Raw genomic sequence first — 22755 nt, 5'->3', positions numbered from 1 at the left:
GACCACCAGACCTACTACAAGTCCATCCGCGTGGACCAGGCCTTCATGGCCGAGAAGGTCCTCGACCGCGTGCTGGCCGCGTGGCTGTGGGAATACGCCCTGGAGGCCGGGGGACCGGTCGGCGGCCGCGTCCTGCCCGACCACCAGTGGTTCTGGGACGGGATGGAGCACGTGGACCCGGCCAAGGAGGCGTCGGCCCAGGAAACGCGGCTCAAGAACCACACCACCACGCTCGCCCACGAGTACGCCCGCCAGGGCAAGGACTGGGAGGCGGAACTCCGCCAGCGCGCCCGCGAACGGAACCTGATGCTCGAACTGGGCCTGCCCGAGCCGAGCGCCAAGCCCGCGCCGGGCTTGCCCGCGCGCGAGGCAAACGACGAGTCCCCCGACGAAATCGAGGAGGCGGCGCATGCCTTATCCCACTGAACACAGTGCGCGCCTGAAGGACCCGTCGCGCTACGAGCGGTTCCGCCGGGAGAACGACAAGTTCGGCCCCGGCATCCACGCGGTCTGGGGCATCACCGCCGACGGCAAAGCGGAGCTCCAGGCCATCCGGTTCGACGCGGAGAAATTCAGCGTGGATGAGGCCAAGGCGTGGCTGAAGGAGCATGGCCACAAGCCCATCCTCTTCGAGCCCGCCGGCGAGAAGGCCGAGGGCGCGGCGGAGTCTCTGGCCGACCAGGGCGGAGAGTTCCTGGTCGTCGAGGCCGCAAGCGGCGAAGGCCCGACTGGCCTGCCTGCCGCGACGCTCGCGGCGCAGGCAGGCCGCATCCGCGTGATGGGCGTGGCCTACTCGGGCGGGAAGATGCGCCTGCCCGGCTGGCGGCACCCGGTGGTCGTGGACCTCGCGGGACTGGAGATTCCCGACGCGGTGCCGCTGCTGACGAACCATGAGAACCGCACGGGCGCGCGGGTCGGCATGGTGAAGGCCCGCGTGGACGGTGACACGCTCGTCGTCGAGGGGGAGATTCTCTCCTCCAGCGGCCAGGCCAGGGGCATCGTCGAGCAGGCCCGGGCGGGAGCGGAGTGGCAGCTCTCCATCGGCGCGGAGGTGCTGGAGTGGGACCTGGTCCGCTCGCGCCGGAGCGTCAACGGCCAGGAGCACGAGGGGCCGTTCTATCACGTGAAAAAGGCAGTCTTGCGTGAGGTGTCGGTCGTCGCCGTGGGCGCGGACGCCTCGACAAGGATGAAGCTCGCGGCACGGTTCAACCTGTACGGAGGCAACGTCATGGACTTCGAAAAGTGGCTTGAGGAGCACGGCATCGACGCCGCCGCGCTGGACGAGGAGAAGACCGCCAAGCTGAAGGCGGCGTTCGAGGCCGGCAAGGAACCGCCCGCCTTTGCCAAGGCTTCGGCGGGCAGGCCGGACTTCGAGCAGGACGACAAGGACCTGCCTGACCGGCAGGCAGGCAAGAAGCCGGTGGCTGCGAACCCGCAGCCCGTGGTGAAGGCGACCGCGTCTCAGGACGCGGCGGTGCAGGCTGTGGCGAATGCCCGCGAGGAAGCGGCCGGCGCCGTCCGCGCCGAGCGCGAGCGCGTGGCCGCCATCCAGGAGACTTGCGCGGGCGAGTTCCCGCGCATCGAGCGGGACGCCATCCGCCTGGGCTGGTCGGTCGAGGAGACCTCGCAGAAGGTCCTCAAGGCCATGCGGGAAAGCCGCCCGCAGGCGGACGTGCATCTGGCCATCCGCGGCGACCGCGGCCGGTCGTGCGACGCGGCGACGCTGGAGGCGGCGTGCGTCCTGACGGCCAAGCTCGCCGAGCCGGAGAAGCACTACCACGAGGAGGTGCTGGAGCAGGCCGAGCGGCGCTTCCGGGGCGGCATCGGCCTCCAGGAACTCTTCCTCGAGGCCGCCTGGGCCAACGGCTACCCCGAGCGCTCCTTCCGCGACAGCCGGGAGGCCCTGCGCTACGCCTTCGGGCGGCAGGTGCAGGCCGCCGGCTTCTCTACGGTGGACATCGGCGGCATCCTCTCGAACGTCGCCAACAAGTTCCTGCTGGAAGGCTTCTTCAGCGTCGAGCGGACCTGGCGGAACATCTGCGCGGTGCGGAACGTGCCGGACTTCAAGACGGTCACGAGTTACCGCCTCATCGGCAAGGACCAGTACGAGATCGTGGCCCCCGGCGGGGAACTCAAGCACGGGACGCTCGGCAACGAGTCCTATACCAACAAGGCCGATACCTACGGCCTGATGCTCTCCATCGACCGGCGGGACATCATCAACGACGACCTGGGCGCGATCACACTGGTGCCCCGCAAGCTGGGGCGCGGGTCGGGCCTCAAGATCAACGACGTGTTCTGGACCTGCTTCCTGAACAACGCCGCGTTCTTCACGGCCGGGAACAAGAACTACCTGACGGGGGCGGACACGGTCCTGTCCATCGACGGACTGACGAAGGCCGAGGTGGCCTTCATGGACCAGGTGGACTCGGACGGCAAGCCCATCGGGGTGATGCCGGCGATTCTCCTGGTGCCGACGGCCCTGTCGGCCATGGGCACGCAGCTCTACAAGAGCCTGGAGATTCGGGACACGACCTCCAGCACCAAGTACCCCATCGCCAACCCGCACGTCGGCAAGTTCCGCGTGGAGGTCAGCCGCTACCTGGCCAACGCGGCCTACACCGGCTCGAGCGCCAAGGCGTGGTACTTGCTGGCCGACCCGGCCGACCTGCCGGTCATCGAGGTGGCGTTCCTCAACGGCCAGGAGTCGCCCACCATCGAGACGGCCGAGGCGGACTTCAACGTGCTCGGCGTGCGGATGCGCGGTTTCCATGATTTCGGCGTCAGCCTTCAGGACCCGCGCGGCGGGCTCAAGAGCAAGGGCGAAGTGTAAGCGGAGGATGACTCAATGGCGACCTTTGTGCATGACGGCGAGGTGATCGACTACACCCCGACGGCGGACGTCGCGGCCGGGGCGGTCGTGGTTCAGGGCGAGCTGGTCGGCGTGGCCAAGCAGCCCATCGCGGCCAACAAGCTCGGGGCGCTGGCGGTCGTGGGGGTCTTCGATTTCCCCAAGGCTACCGGCTCGGCCATCACGGCCGGGGCCTTGTGCTACTGGGACGCGACCAATCAGCGGGCGACGACCACGGCCACGGGCAACAAGCTCATCGGCAAGTGCGTCAAGGCCGCGGCCGACGCCGACACGACCGTCCGGGTTCGGATGAGCCAGTGACGCGCAGCGTCATCACGGCGAAGCCCGCAGGGCGAAGCCGGATAGCACCCGGCTTTGTCCCGACGCTGTCGGGACTACGCCGCGGCAAGGAGGCGCTTGAAGCGTGGGTGACCTGTTGAGGCAAGGAAGCCAATGGCTGGAGCAGCAGCGCTCGGCGCACTGCTCCAGCCAGGTCACCTATCGCCGGGGCGCTCAGGAGCAGGCGCTGAGCGCAACGTTCGGCCGGACCCAGTACGAGGTCCAGGACGACTTCGGCCTCGTGGTTGCGGCGCGCGTCACGGACTTCCTGGTGACCGCTGCGGCCTTCACGCCGGTCTTCGGCGAGCCGCAGGCGGGCGACCAAGTGGTTGCCGACGGCGTGGTGCACGAGGTGATGAGCCTCGGCAACCAGGGGCATTGGCGGTGGAGCGACCCGTACCGCACGACGATGCGGATTCACACGAAGGAAGTGGGCGCGGCATGAGCGAGTGCGCAGGACAGTACGAACGGGTGCCTGCCTGTCCGGCAGACAGGTGCAAGGGCGAGTTCTCGGCCATCCATACGAAGCTCGACCGGCTGGACGAGGCGATTCGCGGGAACTCCAAGCCCGGCATCCAGCTTCGTCTGGACCGCCTGGAAGCGGCCGAAGCCGTCCGCTCGAAGCTGCTGTGGATCATCGCCGGCTCGACGGTGACGCTCGCGCTGGGCGCGGTCTGGAAAATCATCTTCGGAGCATGACGGCATGGCCAAGCGCTGGATCAACTCGATGGACGTGGAGGTCAGCCCCAGCGGCGCTCCCCAGTTCGACATCGCCGGGTGCACATCCTTTGTCGGCGGGACAAAAACCGTCCCGTCGGCCGGGACGCCTCAGCCGCTTGTCGCCACAGCCACGCCGTGCCGGTTCGTGTGGGTGGGCGCTCGCGTGGACAACTACGGCAACCCGCTGAACTACTACCCCTGCTTCATCGGCGACTCAGGCACCCAGAACATCCCGGTCATGCCCAGCAACTACGAGGGCCTGGTCATCCGCATCGACGACGCCAGCAAGGTCTACGTCCGCGTGGTCGTGAGCAACCAGGGCGTCGTGTACCGCATCTTCGCGTGAGGCGATTGTGGCGACGATTACGAGTGCACAATCCGGCTTCTGGGACGACCCGACGACCTGGGTCGGCGGCATCGTGCCCGACCTGTACAACGACGACGTCATCATCGCCGACTACCACACCGTCACTGCGGATGGGTCTTACCTTACGCTGGCCGGCGGCCGGACCATCACCATCGAAGGCTATGGGGTGCTCGAACTCGGGACGCAGCTGGCGGTCGAGAGCGGCGCATCGGTCCATGTCCAGGGCGGCCTGTACGTCTACGCCTACCTCGATGTGCGTGGCTACGTCCAGGTGGACGCCGGCGGCTGGCTGGACGATGTCGGCGGGGTGGCGGTTCTCTATGGCGGCTCGGTCGACGTGGGCGGCTCGGTCTACGTCGGGCCATACTCCCACTTCGACGTGGTGTACGGCTCCAGCCTGAACGTTTACGGGTCGTTCTACCAGGACTGGAACGCCTACTCCTACCTCTACCAGGGCGCGTATGTCACCGTCGAGTCCAGCGCGTCGGCGTACTTCGACGGCTACCTCTACGTCGAGGACTACAGCACGCTGCGCATCTACGGCGACGCCGACTTCTACTACGGCAGTTACGCCGAGGTCCGCTACGGGGGCGAACTGTACGTCGAGTCGGGCGGCAGCGCGACGGTCCGCAACTACCTGAATGTTGCTGATTCCGGCAATTTGTACGTCCGAGGCGACATGACGGTCGACGGCGGGCTGCACGTCTACGGCGGCTCGCAGGTCTACGTGGAGTACGGCGGCACGCTCGCCGTCAACGGTTACATGACCGTGGAGTACTACTCCGCGCTCACCGTCTACTACGACGGCAAGCTGGTGGTCGGCCGTTACGGGGGCCTGGAGGCCTACTACGAGGGGGCGATCTACTTCGACTACCAGAGCCGGTCCGACCTGTTCGGCTACTTCCGCCTCTACTACGACGCCTACCTGTACCTGGGCGGAGAGGCCATCGTCCGCGTCTATCGCGGCGTGGACGTCTCAGGCCGGATGGACAGCGGCGGCGGGAAGATGGTCATGCTCCGTCGGGATGGACGCATCAACGACGCCGACGGGGATTCCCTTTTCGTGTTCGACCAGGCCTACGGTCACGGCCTGACCCTGGTCGCGTAGGAGAGCATCGCATGGCAGAGGCAAGACGACAGATGGAACTCAGCGCCGCCGAGCAGGCGGTGGTGGAACGGATGCGTATGACGCCCCAGGAGCGCCAGGCGGAGATCGAGGCCCGCCGCCAGGAGCGGCTGGACGCGCTTACGCCCGAGCAGAGGCAGGCCCTGGAAGAGCGCGAGGCCCGGATCGCGGCGATGACCGCCCCGCAGCGCCGGGCATACCTGGCCGGGCAGCGCCTGGCGGGTATCGCGCGGGCGATGCGCCGGGACGCCGCCAAGGGCGTAGGTCTGGCCGAAGCGCTGGCGGCCGTCGATCCCGTGAGCAAGCCCGACGTGGACTGGCTGGTCGGCGAACTGAAGAAGGTGGAGTGACACATGGCCCTGATCGCGGACATCGCGGAAGCAGTGGTGACGGCCCTGAACGGCCACACGTTCAGTCAGCCGTTTACGGCCGCGCGGGCGTACAGGCCCGTCTTCGACCTGAAGGACCTGACGGACCTTCACGTGACGGTCGTGCCCAAGGGCGTGGAACTGACCACGGCGGGGCGCGGCCTGGCGCAGAGTGATGTGCAGATCGACATCGGCGTGCAGAAGAAGCTCACCGCCAGCGACAACGCGGGAATCGACCCTCTTCTGGGCTTGGTGCAGGAGATCGCCGAGTTCGTCCGGGCGACCGGCCGCTTCGGCGACGCGGCGTGGGTCAAGACCGAGAACACGCCCATCTACTCCCAGGAGCACCTGGGCGAACTGCGGCAGTTCACGAGCGTCCTGACGCTGACGCTGAGGCTTGTCACGGCGTAGCGAAAGCGAAGCCGGAGTGATGACGGCATGATCGGGATGGTGACCAAGCAGATGTTCTTCGACCGCAAGGCGGTCACGAGCCGCGTGGACAAGGCCGCGCGGAAGGTGCTCTCGAAGTTCGGGGCGTTCGTGCGGACCGGCGCGAAGCACAGCATCCGCAAGCGCAAGGCCGTGAGTGACCCCGGCAGCCCGCCTTCGAGCCACGTGGGCCTGCTGCGGAAGCTCATCTACTTCGGCTACGACCCGGGGCGAAAGAGCGTGGTCATCGGCCCCACGCCCCTGCACGGCACGGCCGAAGCGCCGCCCGTGCTGGAATACGGCGGCAAGGCCAGGCGGCGCGGGCGAAAAGGCAGGCCCATGATGGCGACTTACAAGGCGAGGCCATTCATGGGACCCGCCTTCGAACGCGAAAAGCCGAAGCTCCCGGCGATGTGGGCGAACAGCGTGAAGCAATAGGAGGCGACGAACATGGCGACGTTCATTCTGGGCAAGGACGCGAAACTCTACCACGGCGCTGCCGGCACGACGCCGACGACCGAGATGTCCAACGTGCGGGACGTGACGCTGACCCTCGAGGCGGGCGAAGCGGATGTCACCACCCGCGCCAACCAGGGCTGGCGGGCGACTGCCCCCACGCTCCGCGAGTGCACCTGCGAGTTCGAGATGGTTTGGGACCCCGACGACGCCGGATTCACCGCCATCAAGAACGCCTTCCTCGCGTCGGGGCTCATCGCGCTGAAGATCCTGGACAAGGCCGGCGGCCAGGGGCCCGACGGCGACTTTGCGATCACGTCGTTTTCCCGCAACGAGGCGCTGGAAGAGGCGATCACCGTCAGCGTGACGGCGAAGCTGGCCGTCTTCCGAAGCTGGATCGAGGGGACCTGACATGAAGACCTTCACTGACACTGCCGGGCGGACATGGACTATCACGCTGACCATCGACGCGGCCAAGCGGGTGAAGTCGCTGCTGGACGTGAACCTCCTGGAACTGGAGGCGGGCGACCCGCCGCTTCTGACGCGCCTGGGCACGGACGTGATCCTCCTGTGCGACGTGATCTTCGCGCTGGTCAAGCCGCAGGCCGACGCCGCTGGCGTCAGCGACCAAGAGTTCGGGGCGGCCCTCGGCGGCGACGCGGTCCTGGCGGCGCAGACGGCCTTCTACGAGGAACTCGTCGATTTTTTCCGCAAGCTGGGCCGGGGCGACCTGGCCAAGGCCGTCGACGCCCAGCGGCGGATGATCGACCTGGCGGTCGCGCGGATCGAGACGCGGCTGGACAAGCTGGACCTGGAGGCGGCCATAGAGACGACCCTTGGCGAACCGTCTACGAGCTCGCCGCCGTCGTCGGAATCGACCCCGGCCCGCTGACGCTGAGGGAACTGTTGTGGATGGCCGAGGCCCGCGGCCGGGACAACTGGGCACATACGTCGGCGATTCTCGCGCTGGTCGCCAACGTGAACCGCGACCCGAAGAAGACCAGGGCCTACAAGCCGAGCGACTTCGACCCGTACACGGCGAAGGATCGGCGGGACGAGGCGATTGAGGTGACGGACATGGCGGTCCTGAAGGACGTATTCACCAGACCCAAGGAAGGAAGGTGACGCGATGAAGAAGGTTGGGATGTGCATTGCGGTGCTGGCCGTGCTCTGCCTAGCTGGCTGCGGGAACGTGTACCTGCGGGGCGAGGCGCTGACGGCGGCGGAGACCAGCACGATGGACGCCTACCAGGCCGTCGAGCGGACGGAACCCGAGCGCGAGCCGGACTGCCCGGCGTGGCTGCGGGCGTACCTGGAGGAGAACTTCAAGCAGTGGCGGTTCTTCGTGCGGAGCGCCCGCAAGGACGAGGCCTGGGGGCCGAAGCTGGAGGGTGAGCAGCCATGAGCGACTTGAGCGAACGTGTTCAGCAGCTTCTCGCCCGCATCCCCGAAGACCAGCGGCAGGCCGCAACGGCCCTGCTGGCCGAGTACGGGCCGAGGCTCCTCGACCTCGCGCAGGAGGACGCCTGGCAGTACCTGCGGCGGCTGATGGCCGGCGACCTGGACGTGGTGGCCGAACTCGATTCGAAGCTCAGCAACGACGAGTTCATCGCCAAGGTCAAGGCCAACACGGCCCGCTGGGAGAACGTGGCCAGCTACAACAAGGTCCGGAACGACCTCAGGAACGAAATCCTTCTCCGGCTGGCGCCGATCGTGCTGTCGGTGCTGGCCGGCCTGGTGGGGCTTTGATCCGAAGGCGTTTGCCTTCGGGTCACCACGGCGTAGCGCAGCGAAGCCGGGTGAACAAGGAAAGGAGTCCAACGTGGGCAGGATTCGAGAGTTCCTCAAGGGCAAGAAGGTCTACATCACCGCCGCCATCGGTCTTGCGGGCGCGGTGATTGCCTGGGCCGACGGGCAGATCGACACGCTGGCGCTGCTGGCGGCCGTGTGGGCGGCCGCCCAGGCCTGCTTCATCCGGGCGGGCATCGCCAACGAGGTTGCCAAGGCGCAGGCGGACGAGTAGGTGCGCCATGCTCGACGTGGACCTCGTCAGCCCCAAGGACGCCCGTGCCCTGTGCCTGCGGTGGCACTACAGCAACATCTTCCCGCCGCACTGCATGGTGCACCTGGGCTTCCATGACGAGCGGGGTCTGGCGGGGGTGGCCATCTGGGGCTGGGGCACGAGGCCGCGGCACACCATCCGGCGGCTGTTCCCGTCGCTCGACACGCGGGACTACTGGGAACTCTGCCGACTGTGCTGCCGCGACGACCTGCCCCGGAACACCGAGAGCCAGCTCCTGGCCGCCTGCACGCGATGGTTCCGCAAGCGCCAGCCGGAGAAAGCGCTGCTCTTCACCTGGGCCGACGGGATTCGAGGCAAGCCGGGCTACGTCTACCAGGCCGCAGGCTGGCTCTACGGCGGGTTCATCACGACGGAGATCTATCTCACGGCCGAGGGCGAGCCGGTGCATCCGCGCTTCATGATTACGCGGTTCGGCACGCGCCGTCGCGAGGTGTGGACGGGCATGGGGCTTCGCAAGGTCTGGGGACGGCAGTTCCGCTACGTCAAGTTCCTGTGCGGCCACGCCCGCAGAAAGCGGCTGCTCCGGGAAAGCCCGGTCGAGTGGACGCGGCTGTATCCGAAGCGGGCGGACCTGGCGTGGGCGATTGACGCGGGCGAGGGGTCAAGAGAGACCCGCGATCCTCCCAGGATCGAGAGGACGGGGCGGTTCCGTCAGCCCGCTCTGATAGCGACCCGGCCGCTGCTCTTCGAGGCGGCGGCCGGTTGCTCACCTGCCTTCGCCAAGGCTGCGGCAGGCGGGTAGGAGTCGATTGAATGCCGCAGGCGGGTGCAATCCGGGCGGGTCGCGCGTTCGTCGAGCTGTTTGCCGACGACTCGAAGCTCGTGCGCGGCCTGAAGCGCGCCCAGGCCAAGCTCAAGGCCTTCGGCGAATCGGTCCGCAACATGGGCCTCAAGCTCGTCGGCCTCGGCTCGGCCATCGTCGCGCCGCTGGCGGCCTCCAGCAAGGTCTTCGCGAGCACCGGCGACGCGCTGGCCAAGATGAGCGCCCGCACCGGCTTCTCCGTCGAGACGCTGTCGGAACTCGGATTCGCCGCCGACCTGTCCGGCGCGAGCATGGAGGTCCTGGAGAACGGCATCCGCAAGATGCAGCGGACGCTCCTCGACGCGGCCACGGGGATGAAGAGCGCCCAGGAGGCCCTGGCCATCCTCGGCCTCACCATCGCGGACCTGGACAAGCTCTCGCCGGAGCAGCAGTTCAAACTCATCGCCGACCGGCTGGCGAAGATCGAGGACCCGACCATCAAGGCGGCTGTGGCGATGGAGCTCTTCGGCCGCAGCGGCACGCAGCTTCTGCCCATGCTGTCCGGCGGCGCGGCTGGCATCGAGCAGCTCCAGGAGCAGGCCCGCAGGCTGGGCCTGACCATCTCCACTGAGGACGCTAAGGCCGCCGAGCGGTTCAGCGACACGCTCTCGGTCATGTGGAAGGTGCTCAAGCAGGGCGTGTTCGTCGTCGGCTCGGCTCTGGTTCCAGTGCTCTCGCAGGCCGCCCAGTGGGTCACGCGCGTGGCTGTCGTCGCGGCCGACTGGGTCAGGCGGAACAAGGAACTGATCGTCACCATCTTCCAGGTGGCCGTCGGCGTTATCGTGGCCGGCGCGGCGCTGGTGGTCCTGGGCTACGCCATCACCGGCCTGGCGAAGGTGATGGGCGTCCTGGCCGTGGCCGTCACCGCCGTGGGCACCGCCCTCAAGCTCCTCGGCGCTGTGTTGGCCTTCCTCGTATCGCCCATCGGCCTGGTCATCACGGCCGTCGTGGCGCTGGGGGCCTACATCCTCTATGCCACCGGCGCGGGGGCGAAGGCCCTGGGCTGGCTTGCCGAGCGGTTCGAGACCCTCCGCGAGGACGCCGTGGCGTCCTACCAGGGCATCGCCGACGCCCTGGCCGCCGGCGACATCGGCCTGGCGGCAAAGATTCTCTGGCTGACGCTCAAGATGGAGTGGACCAAGGGCATCAACTTCCTGGAGAAGGCGTGGCTGAACTTCCGCAACTTCTTCATCAAGATCGGCTACGACGCCTGGCATGGCCTGCTGGCCGTGGTGGAGGTCGTCTGGCACGCCCTGGAGGTCGGCTGGATCGAGACCACGGCGTTCCTGTCGAAGACCTGGACCCAGTTCACCGGCTGGGTGACGAAGGCCTGGCACTGGTGCGGGAAGCAGCTCTCGAAGGCCTGGAACTGGATCAGGAAGCAGTTCGACTCCAGCTTCGACGCCGAGGCGGCCAACCGCGCGGCGGATGAGTACTACGAGGCGCGGAAGGCCGACATCGAGCGGGAGACCGGCCAGAAACTCGCCGAACGCGAGGAGCGCCGCCAGCGGGAGCGCGAGCAGGCCACGCGGACCCACGAGGCGACGATGGCCGAGATCGGCCGCGAAAACCTCCAGAAGCACCAGGAACTGGACACCGAGTACCAGCAGCGCATGGCCGAGAACGAGGCCGACCTGGCGAAGGCCCGCAAGGAGTGGCAGGACGCCCTCGGCGAAGCTCGACGGAAGCGCGAGGCCAAGGAGGCCGAGGGACCCGGCGCGATGGAAGGCCCCGAGGACTTGCTGGCCAAGGTTCGCGGCAGCCTCTCGGGCCTCGGCGACCTGCTCCAGACGGCCAGGGACCGGACCATCGGCGTGGCGGGCACGTTCAACGCGGCGGCGCTCCTGGGCCTTCAGGCCGGCGGGGCCGACGAGCGCATCGCCAGCGCCACCGAGCGCACCGCCAAGGGCGTCGACGGCCTGCGCCAGGACGTGCGGAACAACCGCGCCGCTTTCACCTGAGACGAACCATGCCGCTGACGCTCACGGAAAAACTCGACAGCCGCAAGTGGACCACGGGCGACAACGCCTCGGTGGAGATGGTCTACATCCTCACCGGCACCAGCGACGACGTGACGGCCAAGAACCTCATCGCCAGTTCCACGCCCAGCATCTACAACGGTCTGGTCCGTCAGTCCATCCAGATAGAGCCGGAGTGGGTTGACACGACCCGCGGCGATGGACAGTGGGTCGCCACCGTCCGCTACGGCATCCGCCCGCCGACGGAGGTCGGCGAGTCGTCCTTCGCCTTCGACACTTCCGGCGGCACGCAGCACATCACCCAGTCGCTGGCGACGGTGCATCGCTACGGCGCGCCCGGAACGACCGCGCCGGACTTCGGCGGGGCCATCGGCGTCACCCACGACAACGTCGAGGGCGTGGACATCACCGTTCCGGTCTACTCCTTCTCCGAGACGCACTACCTGGACGCCGCGGTCGTGACGCCCGCCTACAAGGGCACGCTGTTCTCGCTCACCGGCAAGGTCAATAGCGCCTCGTTCAAGGGCCTGGCCGCGGGCGAGTGTTTGTTCCTGGGCGCGAGCGGCTCCAAGCGCGGGGCGGAGGACTGGGAGATCACCTACCGCTTCGCCGGTTCGCCCAACCGCACCGGCCTCGTCGTCGGCCCCATCACCGGCATCTCCAAGAAGGGCTGGGAGTACATGTGGGTCCGCTATGCCGACTCGGAGGACTCTGCCGCCAAGGCCATCGTCAAGAAGCCCGTCGCCGTCTACATCGAGCGCGTCTACGAGGAGGGCAACTTCGCGGCGCTCGGGATAGGAACCTGACCCATGGGCGACGCGATGAAGAAGGTCAAGCCCGGCGACCCGCTGGTCATCCCTGCGGCCACGTTCAACACGTTCGTGGACGCCGCCCGCGACTTCCTCGCCCGCCGGCATCAGCAGGCACAGGCTGGCACGCCCTCCGGCAAGCACAACTGCATCGTCCTCGTCCGCAACGACAGCGGCGCGGACCGCGAGCGGTTCGACGTGCTCGGTATCAGCGGGCCGGTCTTCGACCCCGCCTCCGACGCCGAGGCCTTCAAGAACTACCCGGCCATGACCGGAGTCACGCCCGCCGAGGACGACCACCGGGGCAAGTTCGTCATCCTTCTGGAGCCGGTCCTTGCCGGGAAGCTCGCCCGCGCCGTCGCCGCCGGCGTCGTGCCCGCCCGCGTGGATGTGCCGGACGAAGACTACCCGTACCGCTTGGCCGAGATCACCGACGGCTCGGCGGCGAACCTCACCGCCGCCAAGGTCGGCTCGGCCGCCATCCTCTGGCGCGAGGGCGGCACAGGCGTCCAGTGGGCCCTGGTTCGTTTGGGCAACCTGCCGCAGCCGGGCGTGTTCCCGGTGGACCTGGCGCAGTACGGCGGCAGCCAAGGCGATGACCAGAATCCGGCCACCTGGACCTACGACGTGACTGATCCGTTCACAGGCGAGACGCTAGCCAGTGGTGTGGACCCGACCGACTCCCCGCACAAGTGGCAGCGTCCGTCCGTCGGCTACATCATCCCCGCCACGTTCGGCTATGCCCACTGGGACGCCGATGGCCAACTCGTGCTCGGCTGGATCAACGAGGTCGCCGACCAGGAGGCCTGCGAGACCTCTGAGTCGGGAACGTAGGAGACTCTGGGCATGTCCACGAGCGGCAAGGCGGTGGCGATCTCCAGCGGTAAGCGCGGCATCCTCGTCGGCGGCAAGGCGGCCGTCTTCGACGCCGAGGGCAAGTGCGCCGCCTGCTGCATCGAGTTCACGCAGGAGTGGTCGTTCACCGACGACGGGTTCATCGACGGCGGTCAGGACGGCGCGTTCCGCGCCTACGACGACCCGGACGACGTGCCTGCCAGCCCGTGGACCATCCTCAACGAGGGCCTCGGCCTGCGGCTGGACTGGGAGGACGACCTGAACTGTATGGACCACAACCCGTACACGCAGTCGGCGACGGCCACCTGTGAGATCGTCGTGCCCCGCGCGATGGTGATGACCGTTTCGTGGTCCGGGATGGGCGAGACGCAGGACCCAGACTTCGAGCTGATGAGCCTGTACGTCGGTGGCAACCTGGTGGGTTTCGCCCACGCGCCGGGCGGCAAGCTCGGCTGCGCGGGCGGGATGGCCCCGGTCGTCTCCAACCCGCCGCCTCCCCAGCAGGTGCTGCTCGAACCGGGGCCGCACGTGCTCTTCATCGACGCCACGACGAACGACCCGCTCTACCACTTTGGCGCGTGGTATCGGTTCGACCTGAGCTTCGAGGAGGCCCCGTAATGCTCGAGCAAGCCCAGCCCAAGACGCTGATCCCCAAGCAGAAGAAGTGCGGCGACTGCCCGCCGCTGGTCGTTCCGCGGCGTTCGTACACGCCGAGCCGCCCAAGTTGCATCGAGTGCGTGGAGAAGCACTTGGGCGCGGCCTACGTCCTGTTGGCCGAGCTGAACGACCTGCCCGACGCCCGGCACATCGAGCCGCCCAACCTCTCCCGCCGCCTTCGAGCCATCGGCCATCTCTTCGAGGCCGAAGACGAGTCGCAGGAGTGGCCGGAACTCCACGCCGCCATCCGCGCCGCCCGCAAGGCCTACCAGGCCGACGGCACGATGCCGGACTGGCCGTTCTTCGAAGGACGAATCCGGGACGTGCGGAGTGGCGAGTGACTGTTTCGGCATCGTGTCCCAATTTGTTGCGGCAGAGAGAACGGGCCGCCGTTCGACGTTGACAAGACCAGCGCGTTTCGTATACTTTGACTGACCGACAATGATCGAGAGGCACTCCCTTTTGCGTGTCTCTCCGATTGGAGCACAGGCATGGCGACCGAAGAACGATGGGTCGACGTGGGCGAGGTCGCGAAACACATCGGCGTCCGCAGAGAGTCGATCTACCGGTGGATTGACAAGAAGGGCTTCCCTGCCCACCGCGCCGGTCGTCTCTTGCGGTTCAAGCTTTCGGAAGTCGACGAATGGGTGCGCGGCACGGTGACAGACTCCCCGGGCGGCCGACGAGTTACGCGGAAGCCGTTCAGCCATAGTGGCCGCAAGAGAGGAGTTACATGAACTGGGCCGGTCACGTATCAAGCGTCAACCATTAGGACAGGAACATGGCGAACAGTGCGACAGAACGTCTAATACAGCTGATCGCTGACAGTCCGATCAGCGCCGTTGACCTTTTCTGCGGCTGCGGCGGACTGACGTATGGCCTTCGGCAGGCTGGCATCAGAGTCGTCGCAGGCATCGACATCGATCCTCAGATGGAATACGCATACGCGACGAACAATCCAGGAGCGACCTTCATACGGCAGAATGTGGCAACCATGAGGAGCAGCGACATCGCGGGCCTGTTCGACCTTGGGAAATGTCGTCTGCTGGCGGGATGTGCTCCTTGTCAGCCATTCTCGAAGCTTACCAATGGCATCAGGAAACACCGGGCGTGGGGCCTGCTGGACCACTTCGGCAGGTTCGTGGCCGATATCCTCCCGGAGATCGTCACCATGGAGAATGTCCCCGAGCTTGCCGACCGGGGCGGCCGAGTGTTCTCCAAGTTCATCGCCGCGCTGTCCGATTGCGGCTATCGCATCGATTGGTGCGTCGTGAATTGCGCCGAGTACGGGATCCCGCAATCGCGCAAGCGTTTGGTCTTGCTGGCCTCGCGTCTGGGGGAGATCAGGATACCGCCGGGGCGGTATAAACGCCCCAGCCAGTGGCGCACCGTGCGTCAGACCATCGGGCAGTTGCGCCCGTTGGAAGCTGGCGAGGAGGACCCATCCGACCCCTTGCACGCCGCGTCGAGGCTTTCGCCTGTGAATATGGAGCGCATACGCGCTACGCGGCCCGACGGCGGCACAAGACACGACTGGCCCGACAGGCTCGTGTTGGACTGCCATCGCAAGAAATCGGGCGAACGGTACTTCTCGATTTATGGGCGGATGTGGTGGGACCGGCCCGCTCCCACCATGACAACGCTGTGCACCGGCATAGGCAACGGGCGATTCGGCCATCCCGAACAAGACCGCTCCATCACCCTCCGCGAAGCGGCTCTGTTCCAGACGTTTCCTCGCGACTACCGGTTCTGGCCACCCGACCAGAAGGTGAATCGCAAGGCCGTCGGTCGGATGATCGGCAACGCGGTGCCGCCGAAGTTGGCGAGAGAACTCGGTCGGGCGCTTATGGAACACATAGCGACCATCGAATCGCGGGGACGGTTGGGCAAACGGCGGTCGATTTGTCGAGTGAGGGCAACGTCGTGACTATGGAAACAGGAAAGACCAGACGAAGACCGCTGACCCGCTCCGAGATCATGAGTCGGGTGAAGAGCAAGGACTCCCGAGCGGAGCGTTCGCTCCGGTCGGCACTCCATGTCGAGGGGCTCCGGTTCAGACTCCACCGTCGCATAGAGGGCGTCACTGTGGATATTCTCTTCCCGCGACCCAGGGTTGCGGTCTTGGTGGACGGGTGCTTCTGGCACGGGTGTCCCAAGCACGCCACCTATCCGAAATCGAATCAGGACTACTGGCTGCCGAAGCTCGCAGAGAACAAGGAGCGCGACGCTGGCCAGTCCGCACGGCTTCGGAAGGCTGGCTGGCGAGTCATCCGAGTCTGGGAGCACGACTGTCTGCCCCCATCAGTTCGGGTGGTCGCACGTATCGTCGAGGCTTGCCGCACGAGAGGAGGCTCAAGATGACCATCGCTCCTCCCGAACCGGGTCAACTGGTCGAAATCCGTCGTCGCAAGTGGGTGGTCACCGACGTCCGCTCCTCTGGATTGGCCCGAACGAACAGCTGTACGCCTCAGCACCTCGTCACGCTGGTATCGCTCGACGAAGACGCGCTGAACGAATCGCTATCCGCAGTGTGGGAAGTCGAACCCGGCGCTCGCATACTCGAGACAGCGGGCCTTCCCTCCCTCAGCGGGTGGGATCCATGCGAACGGCTCGAAGCCTTTCTCGACGCGGTCCGGTGGGGCGGTGCGACGAACGCCGACCGGTTTCTGCTCCAAGCTCCATTCCGAAGCGGTGTCGAAATAGAGGATTACCAGCTGGACCCCCTGGTCCGTGCAATCGATATGGCTCGGGCCAACCTGCTCATCGCGGATGACGTGGGACTAGGCAAGACCATCGAAGCCGGACTCGTCATCCAGGAACTCCTGGTTCGTCATCGCGCCCGCTCGATACTCATCGTCTGTCCAGCTTCGCTGCAGGTCAAGTGGCGGACCGAGATGCACGAGAAGTTCGGCCTCGAATTCCGGATCGTGGACGCCGACTACGTCAAGTCGCTGAGGCGGGAATGCGGTGTCCATGCGAATCCGTGGACCAGCTTCCCGCGTCTGATCGCGTCGGTGGACTGGATGAAGACGGGGGAAGGCCTGCGACTGATCAAGGATGCGCTACCCCCGCATGTCACTTACCCGCGCAAGTTCGACATCCTGATCGTGGACGAGGCCCACAACGTCGCTCCGTCGGCCGCCAGCCGCTATGCCATGCCGAGCCAGCGGACGCGGCTCATCCGTCTGCTGGCCCCGCACTTCGAGCACCGGCTTTTCCTCACCGCCACGCCCCACAACGGATACCAGGAGTCCTTCACGTCGCTTCTCGAACTCCTGGACGACCAGCGCTTCGCCCGAGGCGTCATGCCCGATGAGAAACAATTGCACCGCGTCATGATTCGGCGGATGAAGACCGATCTCGTGGATGAGAAAGGCGAGCCGATCTACCCGAAGCGAGAGCTGCGGGCACTCGAAGTCGATTACACGCCAGAGGAACGTGAGGCGCATCGGTTGCTCAGGGAATACACTGCGAGCCGCGCCGGATCGCACGGCGACCACTTCGGGGTCGATTTCGTCCACAAGCTGCTCAAGAAGCGGCTGTTCTCGTCGCCGAGGGCGTTCGCCGCAACATTGGCCAAGCACAGGCAGGCGCTCGCTCAGCGGGGAGCAGCCCGCGAAGGTCGGCAGTTCAGGGAACGAGTCCTGCGGAAGGCCATACTTCGGGCCGAAGAGGATTACGCGGATGAGGCGAGGGCTGAGGAAGCGGAAGCGGAGGCCGTGGAAGCTGCCACAGAGCTTTCCTCGCCTTTGACCGACTCCCAGCGTTCGATGCTCGAACGGATGTGCTCATGGGCGGAGAGAGCCAAGAATCGCCCCGACTCGAAGGCCGAAGCGCTGCTCCGCTGGCTGGACGAGCATCTCAAGACGGACGGCCGGGTAAACCACAAGCGGGTTATCTTTTTCACCGAGTATCGGGCCACGCATTCCTGGCTGCACGAGGTCTTGACCTCCAGGGGATGGGGCGGGGAGCGATTGATGGTGCTTCATGGAGGAATGGACCGAGAAGAACGCGAGAAAGTCAAGGCGGCCTTCCAGGCCCACCCGAGCGTCTCTCCTGTACGGATCTTGCTTGCGACCGATGCCGCCTCCGAAGGCATCGACCTCCAGAACCACTGCAACTACCTGATCCACATTGAGATACCATGGAATCCCAACGTCATGGAGCAGCGGAACGGCCGCATCGACCGCCACGGCCAGAAGGAGAAGACCGTCCATATCTGGCACCCCGTGCCAAAGGGTATCGATTTTGGCAGAATAAGGGAAATCGCGAGCCGAGAAGGCGTTCGGCCTGGCGACCTGTCGAGCATCGAAGGGGAGGCAGAGTTCATCGCGAGGGCGATCGTCAAGCTCGAACAGATGCGCGAGGACCTGGGCATCGTGGGACCGGTCATTGCGGCTCAGATCGAAGAGGGATTGCTTGGAAGGCGAATCGCCATAGACACGCGCGATGCGGAAGCCAAGGCCTCCAAAGCCCGTCGGTTCATTGCTGCTGAACGACGGTTGCAAGAGCGCATCGCTCGTCTGCACGCGAGGCTGATCGAGGCTCGGGACGGGTTCCGTCTCACGCCGGATCGCGTCGCCAGGGCGGTCTCGGTCGCCCTCGACATCGCTGGCAAGCCGCCGCTCGAACCGACCGCCCTTCCCGGTGCGCCAGCCGATGCTAAGGCGTTCAATGTGCCGCTTCTCGTAGGAACTTGGGCGGAGGCTGCGCGCGGCCTGGAGCATCCCCACACCGGAAAGCGCCGCCCCATCACGTTCGATCACGCCGTCGCCCGTGGCCGCGACGACGTGGTGCTTGCACACCTCAACCACCGCCTCGTCCAGATGTCTCTTCGACTGTTGCGTGCGGAGATCTGGGCTCACGAAGACCGCAGGAAGCTCCACAGGGTGGCCGTGCGTTCGGTGCCCGCGACGGTCCTTCAGGAGCCGGTCGTGATCGTCTGGTCGCGTCTCGTCATCACCGGCGGCGGATACCACCGGCTGCACGAAGAGCTGACCGTGGCCGGCGGGGAGATGAAGGCGTCGGGATTCGCACGCATCCGCACCTTGACCCGGCTGGAGGAACTGCTGAGCGCGGGTGCGCCCGCCGAACCGACTCAGAAATGCTTCGAGGCCCTGCGGAGGCGATTCGAGGCTCAGAAGGCCTCGATTCTCAGCGCCGTCCACGCGCGGTCCCAAGAGCGTCTAGAGTTCCTGACCAATAGCCTGGAACGTCGCCGGCAGGCGGAGGAGTCCGATCTGGCCCAGGTTCTCGAAGATCTCGCCGCGATGATCCGCAGAGAGCTGGAGGATACCGGCAAGTCGGTCCAGCTCGAGCTATGGCCTCCCGATCAGCGCGAGCAGCTCCGGCGGGACGTCGAGGCCCTGCGAACCCGCCTCGAACGCATCCCGGAGGAGCGAGAGAAGGAACTCGCCGCCATCGGTCGCCGATACGCCGCCCCTGCCGCCCGCACCTTCCCGGTGGCCGTGGAGTTCGTCGTTCCCGAAGGTTTCGCGGAGGACCGGTGATCCATGGCCAGGGTATCCGAACAAGTAGAATGGCTCTCCCTAGTCGACACCTCCGGCCCCTTCATCGCCGCGACGGTCCTCGAGGACGTATTCCCCCAGGGCTTGGAGAAGATCGAAACGCCCCGGCGCCAGCGGCTTCGGGCGGCGTATGATGAGTGGCGCGACGCGGTGGACGAGGACGATCCCGAACTCGCAGAGCTGCACGCCGCGTGGATTCGCATGGTCCTCCAGGAGGCCCTGGAGTACGAGGACGAGGTCCTCATTCCGCGCGACCGCCTCGGCGGTCGGCTGGCCTATCGCGCTCCTGAGCACGGCGTGGAGATAGCCCCCGACTTCGCCGTTCAGGGGGACGACGGCAGGCCGCGCCTGCTCATCGCCGTCCATCCCCCGGAGACCGATCTGGAAAAGCCGCTGCCGGGCGACCGCTGGCCCGTTTCGCCGCTGGAGCGGATGACGGTGTTGTGCCGCGCCAACGACGTGCGGGTCGGACTCGTCACCGACGGCGAGCGATGGACGGTGGTCAATGCGCCCGTCGGCGGGACTTCCGGCTATGCGACTTGGCTGGCCCGGCTCTGGTGGCAGGAGCCCGTGACTTTCAGGGCCTTCGTCTCGCTGCTGGGAGTGCGCCGCTGCTTCGGTGCCGAAGATCAGCGGCTCGACCGGCTCCTCGAGAAATCCATCGCGTTCCAGGAGGAGGTCACCGACACCCTCGGCGAGCAGGTCCGGCGCGCCGTCGAAGTCCTCATCCAGGCTCTCGGCCGCGCGGACCAGGACCGCAACGGCGAGTTGCTGAAGGACGTGGGGCCGGCTGAGCTCTACGAGGCGGGCCTGACCGTCATGATGCGGCTCGTCTTCCTCCTCTGCGCCGAAGAGAGGGGACTCCTGCTGCTCGGCGAGCCCTTGTACGACCAGTGCTATGCGATCTCGACCCTCCGGGCGGCTCTGCGGGAGGCGGAGTCGCTGCACGGCTCCGAGGTGTTGGAACGCCGATACGACGCTTGGTCGCGGATGCTGGCCGTCTTCCGGGCGGTCTATGGCGGCATCGAACACGAGACGCTCCGGCTGCCCGCCCTCGGCGGGTCATTGTTCGATCCCGACCGCTTCCCCTTCCTTGAAGGGCGTCCCAAAGGGACTTCCTGGCGGGATGCGACGGCCGACCCGCTGCCGATAGATAACCGCACGGTCCTGCTGCTCCTGACGGCGCTTCAGGTCCTCGAACATCGCGGCGGCGCGCAGCTCCTGTCGTACCGCGCCCTTGATGTGGAGCAGATCGGCCACGTCTACGAGGGCCTCCTCGAGTACACCGTCGCCAAGGTGCCCGATGTCACCCTCGGGCTGGCCGGTTCGAAGAAGATTCGGCATCCGAGCATCGCCCTGGCCGAACTCGAATCCCTGCGCTCTCGCGGGATCGAAACCGCCGTCGAGCGCCTCGCAGAGCTGACCGGACGGTCCGCCAGCGCTGTACGGAACGCATTGGAGCGCGGCGGGGACGATGCAGCGTTCGTCGCTCTCGTCCAGGCATGCGGGGGCGACGAGGCGCTCGCTCGCCGCCTCCTGCCCTTCGCAAGTCTCATCCGGCCCGACAGTTGGGGCCGCCCGCTCGTCTACCGTGCGGGGTCGTTCGCCGTCACGCCGGGGGCTGACCGCCGTGAGACGGGAACGCACTACACGCCGCGCTCGCTGACCGAGACCATCGTGGAGAAGACGCTCGAGCCCATCGTCTATGAAGGGCCGGCCGAGGGCCGTCCGCGCGAACAGTGGCGTCTGAAGCCCCCCGCCGAACTTTTGGACCTCAAGATATGCGATCCGGCCATGGGCTCGGGGGCGTTCCTCGTGCAGGCCTGCCGATATCTCTCCGAGCGCCTGGTCGAGGCCTGGGGGCGCGAGGAGGACGCCGGGCGGTTCGTCACAGTCGATGGCGCTGTCGTCGATGCCGCGGAGAGCCACGAACGCTTGCCGAAGGACACCGACGAGCGGCTGCTGATCGCAAGGCGGCTGGTCGCCGAGCGATGCCTATACGGCGTGGACCTGAACCCGCTGGCCGTGGAACTGGCCAAACTTTCGATCTGGCTGACGACCATGGCCAAGGGCCGCCCCTTCGCGTTCCTGGACCACAACTTGCGTTGCGGCGACAGCCTGCTTGGGATCCACAGGCTGGACCAGCTCACGAAGCTGACGATGGATCCCGACCGGCCGGAGCATCAGCTTCGGCTTTTCGGCCGAAACATTGAGGATGCCGTCCGGCGCACGATCAAACTCCGCATGCGCCTCCGGCAGATACGCATCCGCGACATCCACGACGTCGAAGCCATGGCCCGTCTCGACGAGGAGTCGCGCGACGTCCTTGAACATCCGTCGTTGATTGCCGATGCGTTCGTCGCCGAAGTCCTTCGTTCTAATGGAAGCGAAAGCGCTGGCGATGGCACGCTGGACCTCTTGGCGATGAAGGCCGACCGAGTCCTCGGCGGCGATGAGAAAGAGACCCGCCAACTCGGGGAGACAACCCGGTGCGCATTGGCCGAGGGTCTGCCGCGCGGAAAGCCCGTCCGCAGACCGTTCCACTGGCCTTTGGAGTTCCCAGAGGTCTTCGCTCGCGACAATCCCGGCTTTGACGCTGTCATCGGCAATCCGCCGTTCCTCGGGAACAGACTCTGGAAACCGATTCTCGGAGAGCGCATGCAGTGGCAGGCCCGGATGATCGTCGGGGCGAAGGCCGGCAAGGTCGACCTCTGCATCCTCTTCCATAGGCGAGCGGCCGAGCTGATCAGGTCCGAGGGAGGCTATGGACTCCTGGCCACCACGAACATCGCCGAAGGCAGCGCAATTGACGTCGGGCTCGGCGAGATCGTCCGGCGAGGCAACATCATCTTCGCCCGGAAGGGGCTGGCATGGCCCGGCACCGCGGCTGTCATCGTCGCGCTGGTGTGCTTCTACAAGGGACAGTATCGGGGGCCGAAGGACGCGGACGGCTCGGAGTGCCGGCACATAGGTCCGCGCCTGGTAGAGGAGAGCCAGGACCAATGGGCACCCAAGCCGCTGCGCGACGGCCTATTCAGTTTCGAGGGGGTCAATAACAGCAAGGGGATGGCCTTCGTCATCGGCGAAGATCACCCCTGGTTCGAGCGTCTGCGTTCGGAGCCGGATTCCCTCCTCCGCCCGTATGTCACGGGCGATGATATCACGACCCATGCGCTCCAGGCGATGAGGCGCTGGGCCCTGGACATCTGCGACAGGAGTTTGGAGGAGATCCAGCGGAAGTACCCGGTCGCCTATCGGTTCCTCGATGAGGTCGTGAAGCCCACGCGGACGGCGCGAGCCTTGAAGAGCTACAAGGGCCTGATCGACCGCTGGTGCCAGCGTCGTTCTGAAAGTGCAGAGATTTCGCCGGTTTGAATATGTAGTCT

The 22755-nt window shown here is 66.4% G+C and carries 27 protein-coding genes; all 27 read left to right on the top strand.

Annotation, left to right across the window (positions count from 1 at the left end; translation table 11 throughout):
- A partial coding sequence (locus PLE19_20900) for a hypothetical protein (protein HPD17404.1) occupies window positions 1–426 on the top strand: 426 nt, incomplete at its 5' end.
- The gene (locus PLE19_20895; protein HPD17403.1) at window positions 410–2833 is read left to right on the top strand and encodes an HK97 family phage prohead protease; all 2424 of its coding nucleotides are present in this window, start codon (window positions 410–412) and stop codon (window positions 2831–2833) included. The genes PLE19_20900 and PLE19_20895, both read left to right, overlap by 17 nt.
- Before the next feature lie 15 nt (window positions 2834–2848).
- Window positions 2849–3172, top strand: coding sequence for a DUF2190 family protein (locus PLE19_20890; protein HPD17402.1), 324 nt, complete (start codon window positions 2849–2851; stop codon window positions 3170–3172).
- A gap of 103 nt (window positions 3173–3275) precedes the next feature.
- Entirely contained in the window at window positions 3276–3635 is a 360-nt protein-coding gene (locus PLE19_20885) for a hypothetical protein (GenBank protein ID HPD17401.1), read from the top strand.
- Window positions 3632–3889, top strand: coding sequence for a hypothetical protein (locus PLE19_20880; protein HPD17400.1), 258 nt, complete (start codon window positions 3632–3634; stop codon window positions 3887–3889). The genes PLE19_20885 and PLE19_20880 overlap by 4 nt, the downstream gene beginning before the upstream one ends.
- A 4-nt stretch (window positions 3890–3893) precedes the next feature.
- Window positions 3894–4256, top strand: a complete 363-nt coding sequence (locus tag PLE19_20875; GenBank protein ID HPD17399.1) for a hypothetical protein — start codon at window positions 3894–3896, stop codon at window positions 4254–4256.
- A 7-nt stretch (window positions 4257–4263) separates the two neighbouring features.
- Window positions 4264–5385, top strand: a complete 1122-nt coding sequence (locus PLE19_20870; GenBank protein HPD17398.1) for a hypothetical protein — start codon at window positions 4264–4266, stop codon at window positions 5383–5385.
- Window positions 5386–5396: 11 nt separating this feature from the next.
- Window positions 5397–5753 carry a hypothetical protein gene (locus tag PLE19_20865; GenBank protein HPD17397.1) on the top strand — a complete coding sequence of 119 codons (357 nt, stop codon included), beginning with the start codon at window positions 5397–5399 and terminating at the stop codon, window positions 5751–5753.
- Between the two features lie 3 nt (window positions 5754–5756).
- Window positions 5757–6182: a hypothetical protein gene (locus PLE19_20860; GenBank protein ID HPD17396.1), complete on the top strand. Its 426-nt coding sequence runs from the start codon at window positions 5757–5759 to the stop codon at window positions 6180–6182.
- A gap of 27 nt (window positions 6183–6209) precedes the next feature.
- Window positions 6210–6638, top strand: a complete 429-nt coding sequence (locus tag PLE19_20855; protein HPD17395.1) for a hypothetical protein — start codon at window positions 6210–6212, stop codon at window positions 6636–6638.
- A gap of 12 nt (window positions 6639–6650) precedes the next feature.
- The gene (locus tag PLE19_20850) at window positions 6651–7067 is read left to right on the top strand and encodes a phage tail tube protein (GenBank protein HPD17394.1); all 417 of its coding nucleotides are present in this window, start codon (window positions 6651–6653) and stop codon (window positions 7065–7067) included.
- Window position 7068: 1 nt separating this feature from the next.
- The gene (locus tag PLE19_20845) at window positions 7069–7548 is read left to right on the top strand and encodes a hypothetical protein (protein ID HPD17393.1); all 480 of its coding nucleotides are present in this window, start codon (window positions 7069–7071) and stop codon (window positions 7546–7548) included.
- A 20-nt stretch (window positions 7549–7568) separates the two neighbouring features.
- Entirely contained in the window at window positions 7569–7781 is a 213-nt protein-coding gene (locus PLE19_20840; protein HPD17392.1) for a hypothetical protein, read from the top strand.
- A gap of 4 nt (window positions 7782–7785) precedes the next feature.
- Window positions 7786–8061, top strand: a complete 276-nt coding sequence (locus PLE19_20835) for a hypothetical protein (GenBank protein ID HPD17391.1) — start codon at window positions 7786–7788, stop codon at window positions 8059–8061.
- A complete protein-coding gene (locus tag PLE19_20830; GenBank protein ID HPD17390.1) occupies window positions 8058–8405 on the top strand; it encodes a hypothetical protein in 348 nt (115 codons plus the stop codon). The genes PLE19_20835 and PLE19_20830 overlap by 4 nt, the downstream gene beginning before the upstream one ends.
- A 73-nt stretch (window positions 8406–8478) precedes the next feature.
- A complete protein-coding gene (locus PLE19_20825) occupies window positions 8479–8679 on the top strand; it encodes a hypothetical protein (GenBank protein HPD17389.1) in 201 nt (66 codons plus the stop codon).
- 7 nt (window positions 8680–8686) lie between these two features.
- Window positions 8687–9481, top strand: coding sequence for a hypothetical protein (locus tag PLE19_20820; GenBank protein ID HPD17388.1), 795 nt, complete (start codon window positions 8687–8689; stop codon window positions 9479–9481).
- A gap of 11 nt (window positions 9482–9492) precedes the next feature.
- Window positions 9493–11502 carry a phage tail tape measure protein gene (locus tag PLE19_20815; GenBank protein ID HPD17387.1) on the top strand — a complete coding sequence of 670 codons (2010 nt, stop codon included), beginning with the start codon at window positions 9493–9495 and terminating at the stop codon, window positions 11500–11502.
- An 8-nt stretch (window positions 11503–11510) separates the two neighbouring features.
- On the top strand, window positions 11511–12326 hold the full coding sequence (locus PLE19_20810) for a hypothetical protein (GenBank protein ID HPD17386.1): 816 nt from the start codon (window positions 11511–11513) through the stop codon (window positions 12324–12326).
- Between the two features lie 3 nt (window positions 12327–12329).
- Window positions 12330–13163: a hypothetical protein gene (locus PLE19_20805; GenBank protein ID HPD17385.1), complete on the top strand. Its 834-nt coding sequence runs from the start codon at window positions 12330–12332 to the stop codon at window positions 13161–13163.
- A gap of 12 nt (window positions 13164–13175) precedes the next feature.
- Complete coding sequence (locus tag PLE19_20800) at window positions 13176–13802, top strand: hypothetical protein (protein ID HPD17384.1); 627 nt, start codon at window positions 13176–13178, stop codon at window positions 13800–13802.
- Window positions 13802–14182 carry a hypothetical protein gene (locus PLE19_20795; GenBank protein ID HPD17383.1) on the top strand — a complete coding sequence of 127 codons (381 nt, stop codon included), beginning with the start codon at window positions 13802–13804 and terminating at the stop codon, window positions 14180–14182. The genes PLE19_20800 and PLE19_20795 overlap by 1 nt, the downstream gene beginning before the upstream one ends.
- A 150-nt stretch (window positions 14183–14332) precedes the next feature.
- A complete protein-coding gene (locus tag PLE19_20790; GenBank protein ID HPD17382.1) occupies window positions 14333–14578 on the top strand; it encodes a helix-turn-helix domain-containing protein in 246 nt (81 codons plus the stop codon).
- A 44-nt stretch (window positions 14579–14622) separates the two neighbouring features.
- The gene (locus PLE19_20785) at window positions 14623–15768 is read left to right on the top strand and encodes a DNA cytosine methyltransferase (protein HPD17381.1); all 1146 of its coding nucleotides are present in this window, start codon (window positions 14623–14625) and stop codon (window positions 15766–15768) included.
- Window positions 15769–15770: 2 nt separating this feature from the next.
- Window positions 15771–16202 (top strand): very short patch repair endonuclease, encoded by a 432-nt coding sequence (locus PLE19_20780; GenBank protein ID HPD17380.1) that lies wholly within the window; start codon window positions 15771–15773, stop codon window positions 16200–16202.
- Window positions 16199–19351 (top strand): DISARM system SNF2-like helicase DrmD, encoded by a 3153-nt coding sequence (gene drmD, locus PLE19_20775; GenBank protein ID HPD17379.1) that lies wholly within the window; start codon window positions 16199–16201, stop codon window positions 19349–19351. The genes PLE19_20780 and drmD overlap by 4 nt, the downstream gene beginning before the upstream one ends.
- A 3-nt stretch (window positions 19352–19354) precedes the next feature.
- Window positions 19355–22744, top strand: coding sequence for an N-6 DNA methylase (locus tag PLE19_20770; protein HPD17378.1), 3390 nt, complete (start codon window positions 19355–19357; stop codon window positions 22742–22744).
- Window positions 22745–22755: the final 11 nt, after the last annotated feature.

It is taken from the genome of Planctomycetota bacterium (assembly GCA_035384565.1).
Classification (GTDB): Bacteria; Planctomycetota; PUPC01; order DSUN01; family DSUN01; genus DAOOIT01.
Note: the sequence above shows the minus strand (reverse complement) of the source record. Positions and strands in the feature narration are given on the sequence as shown.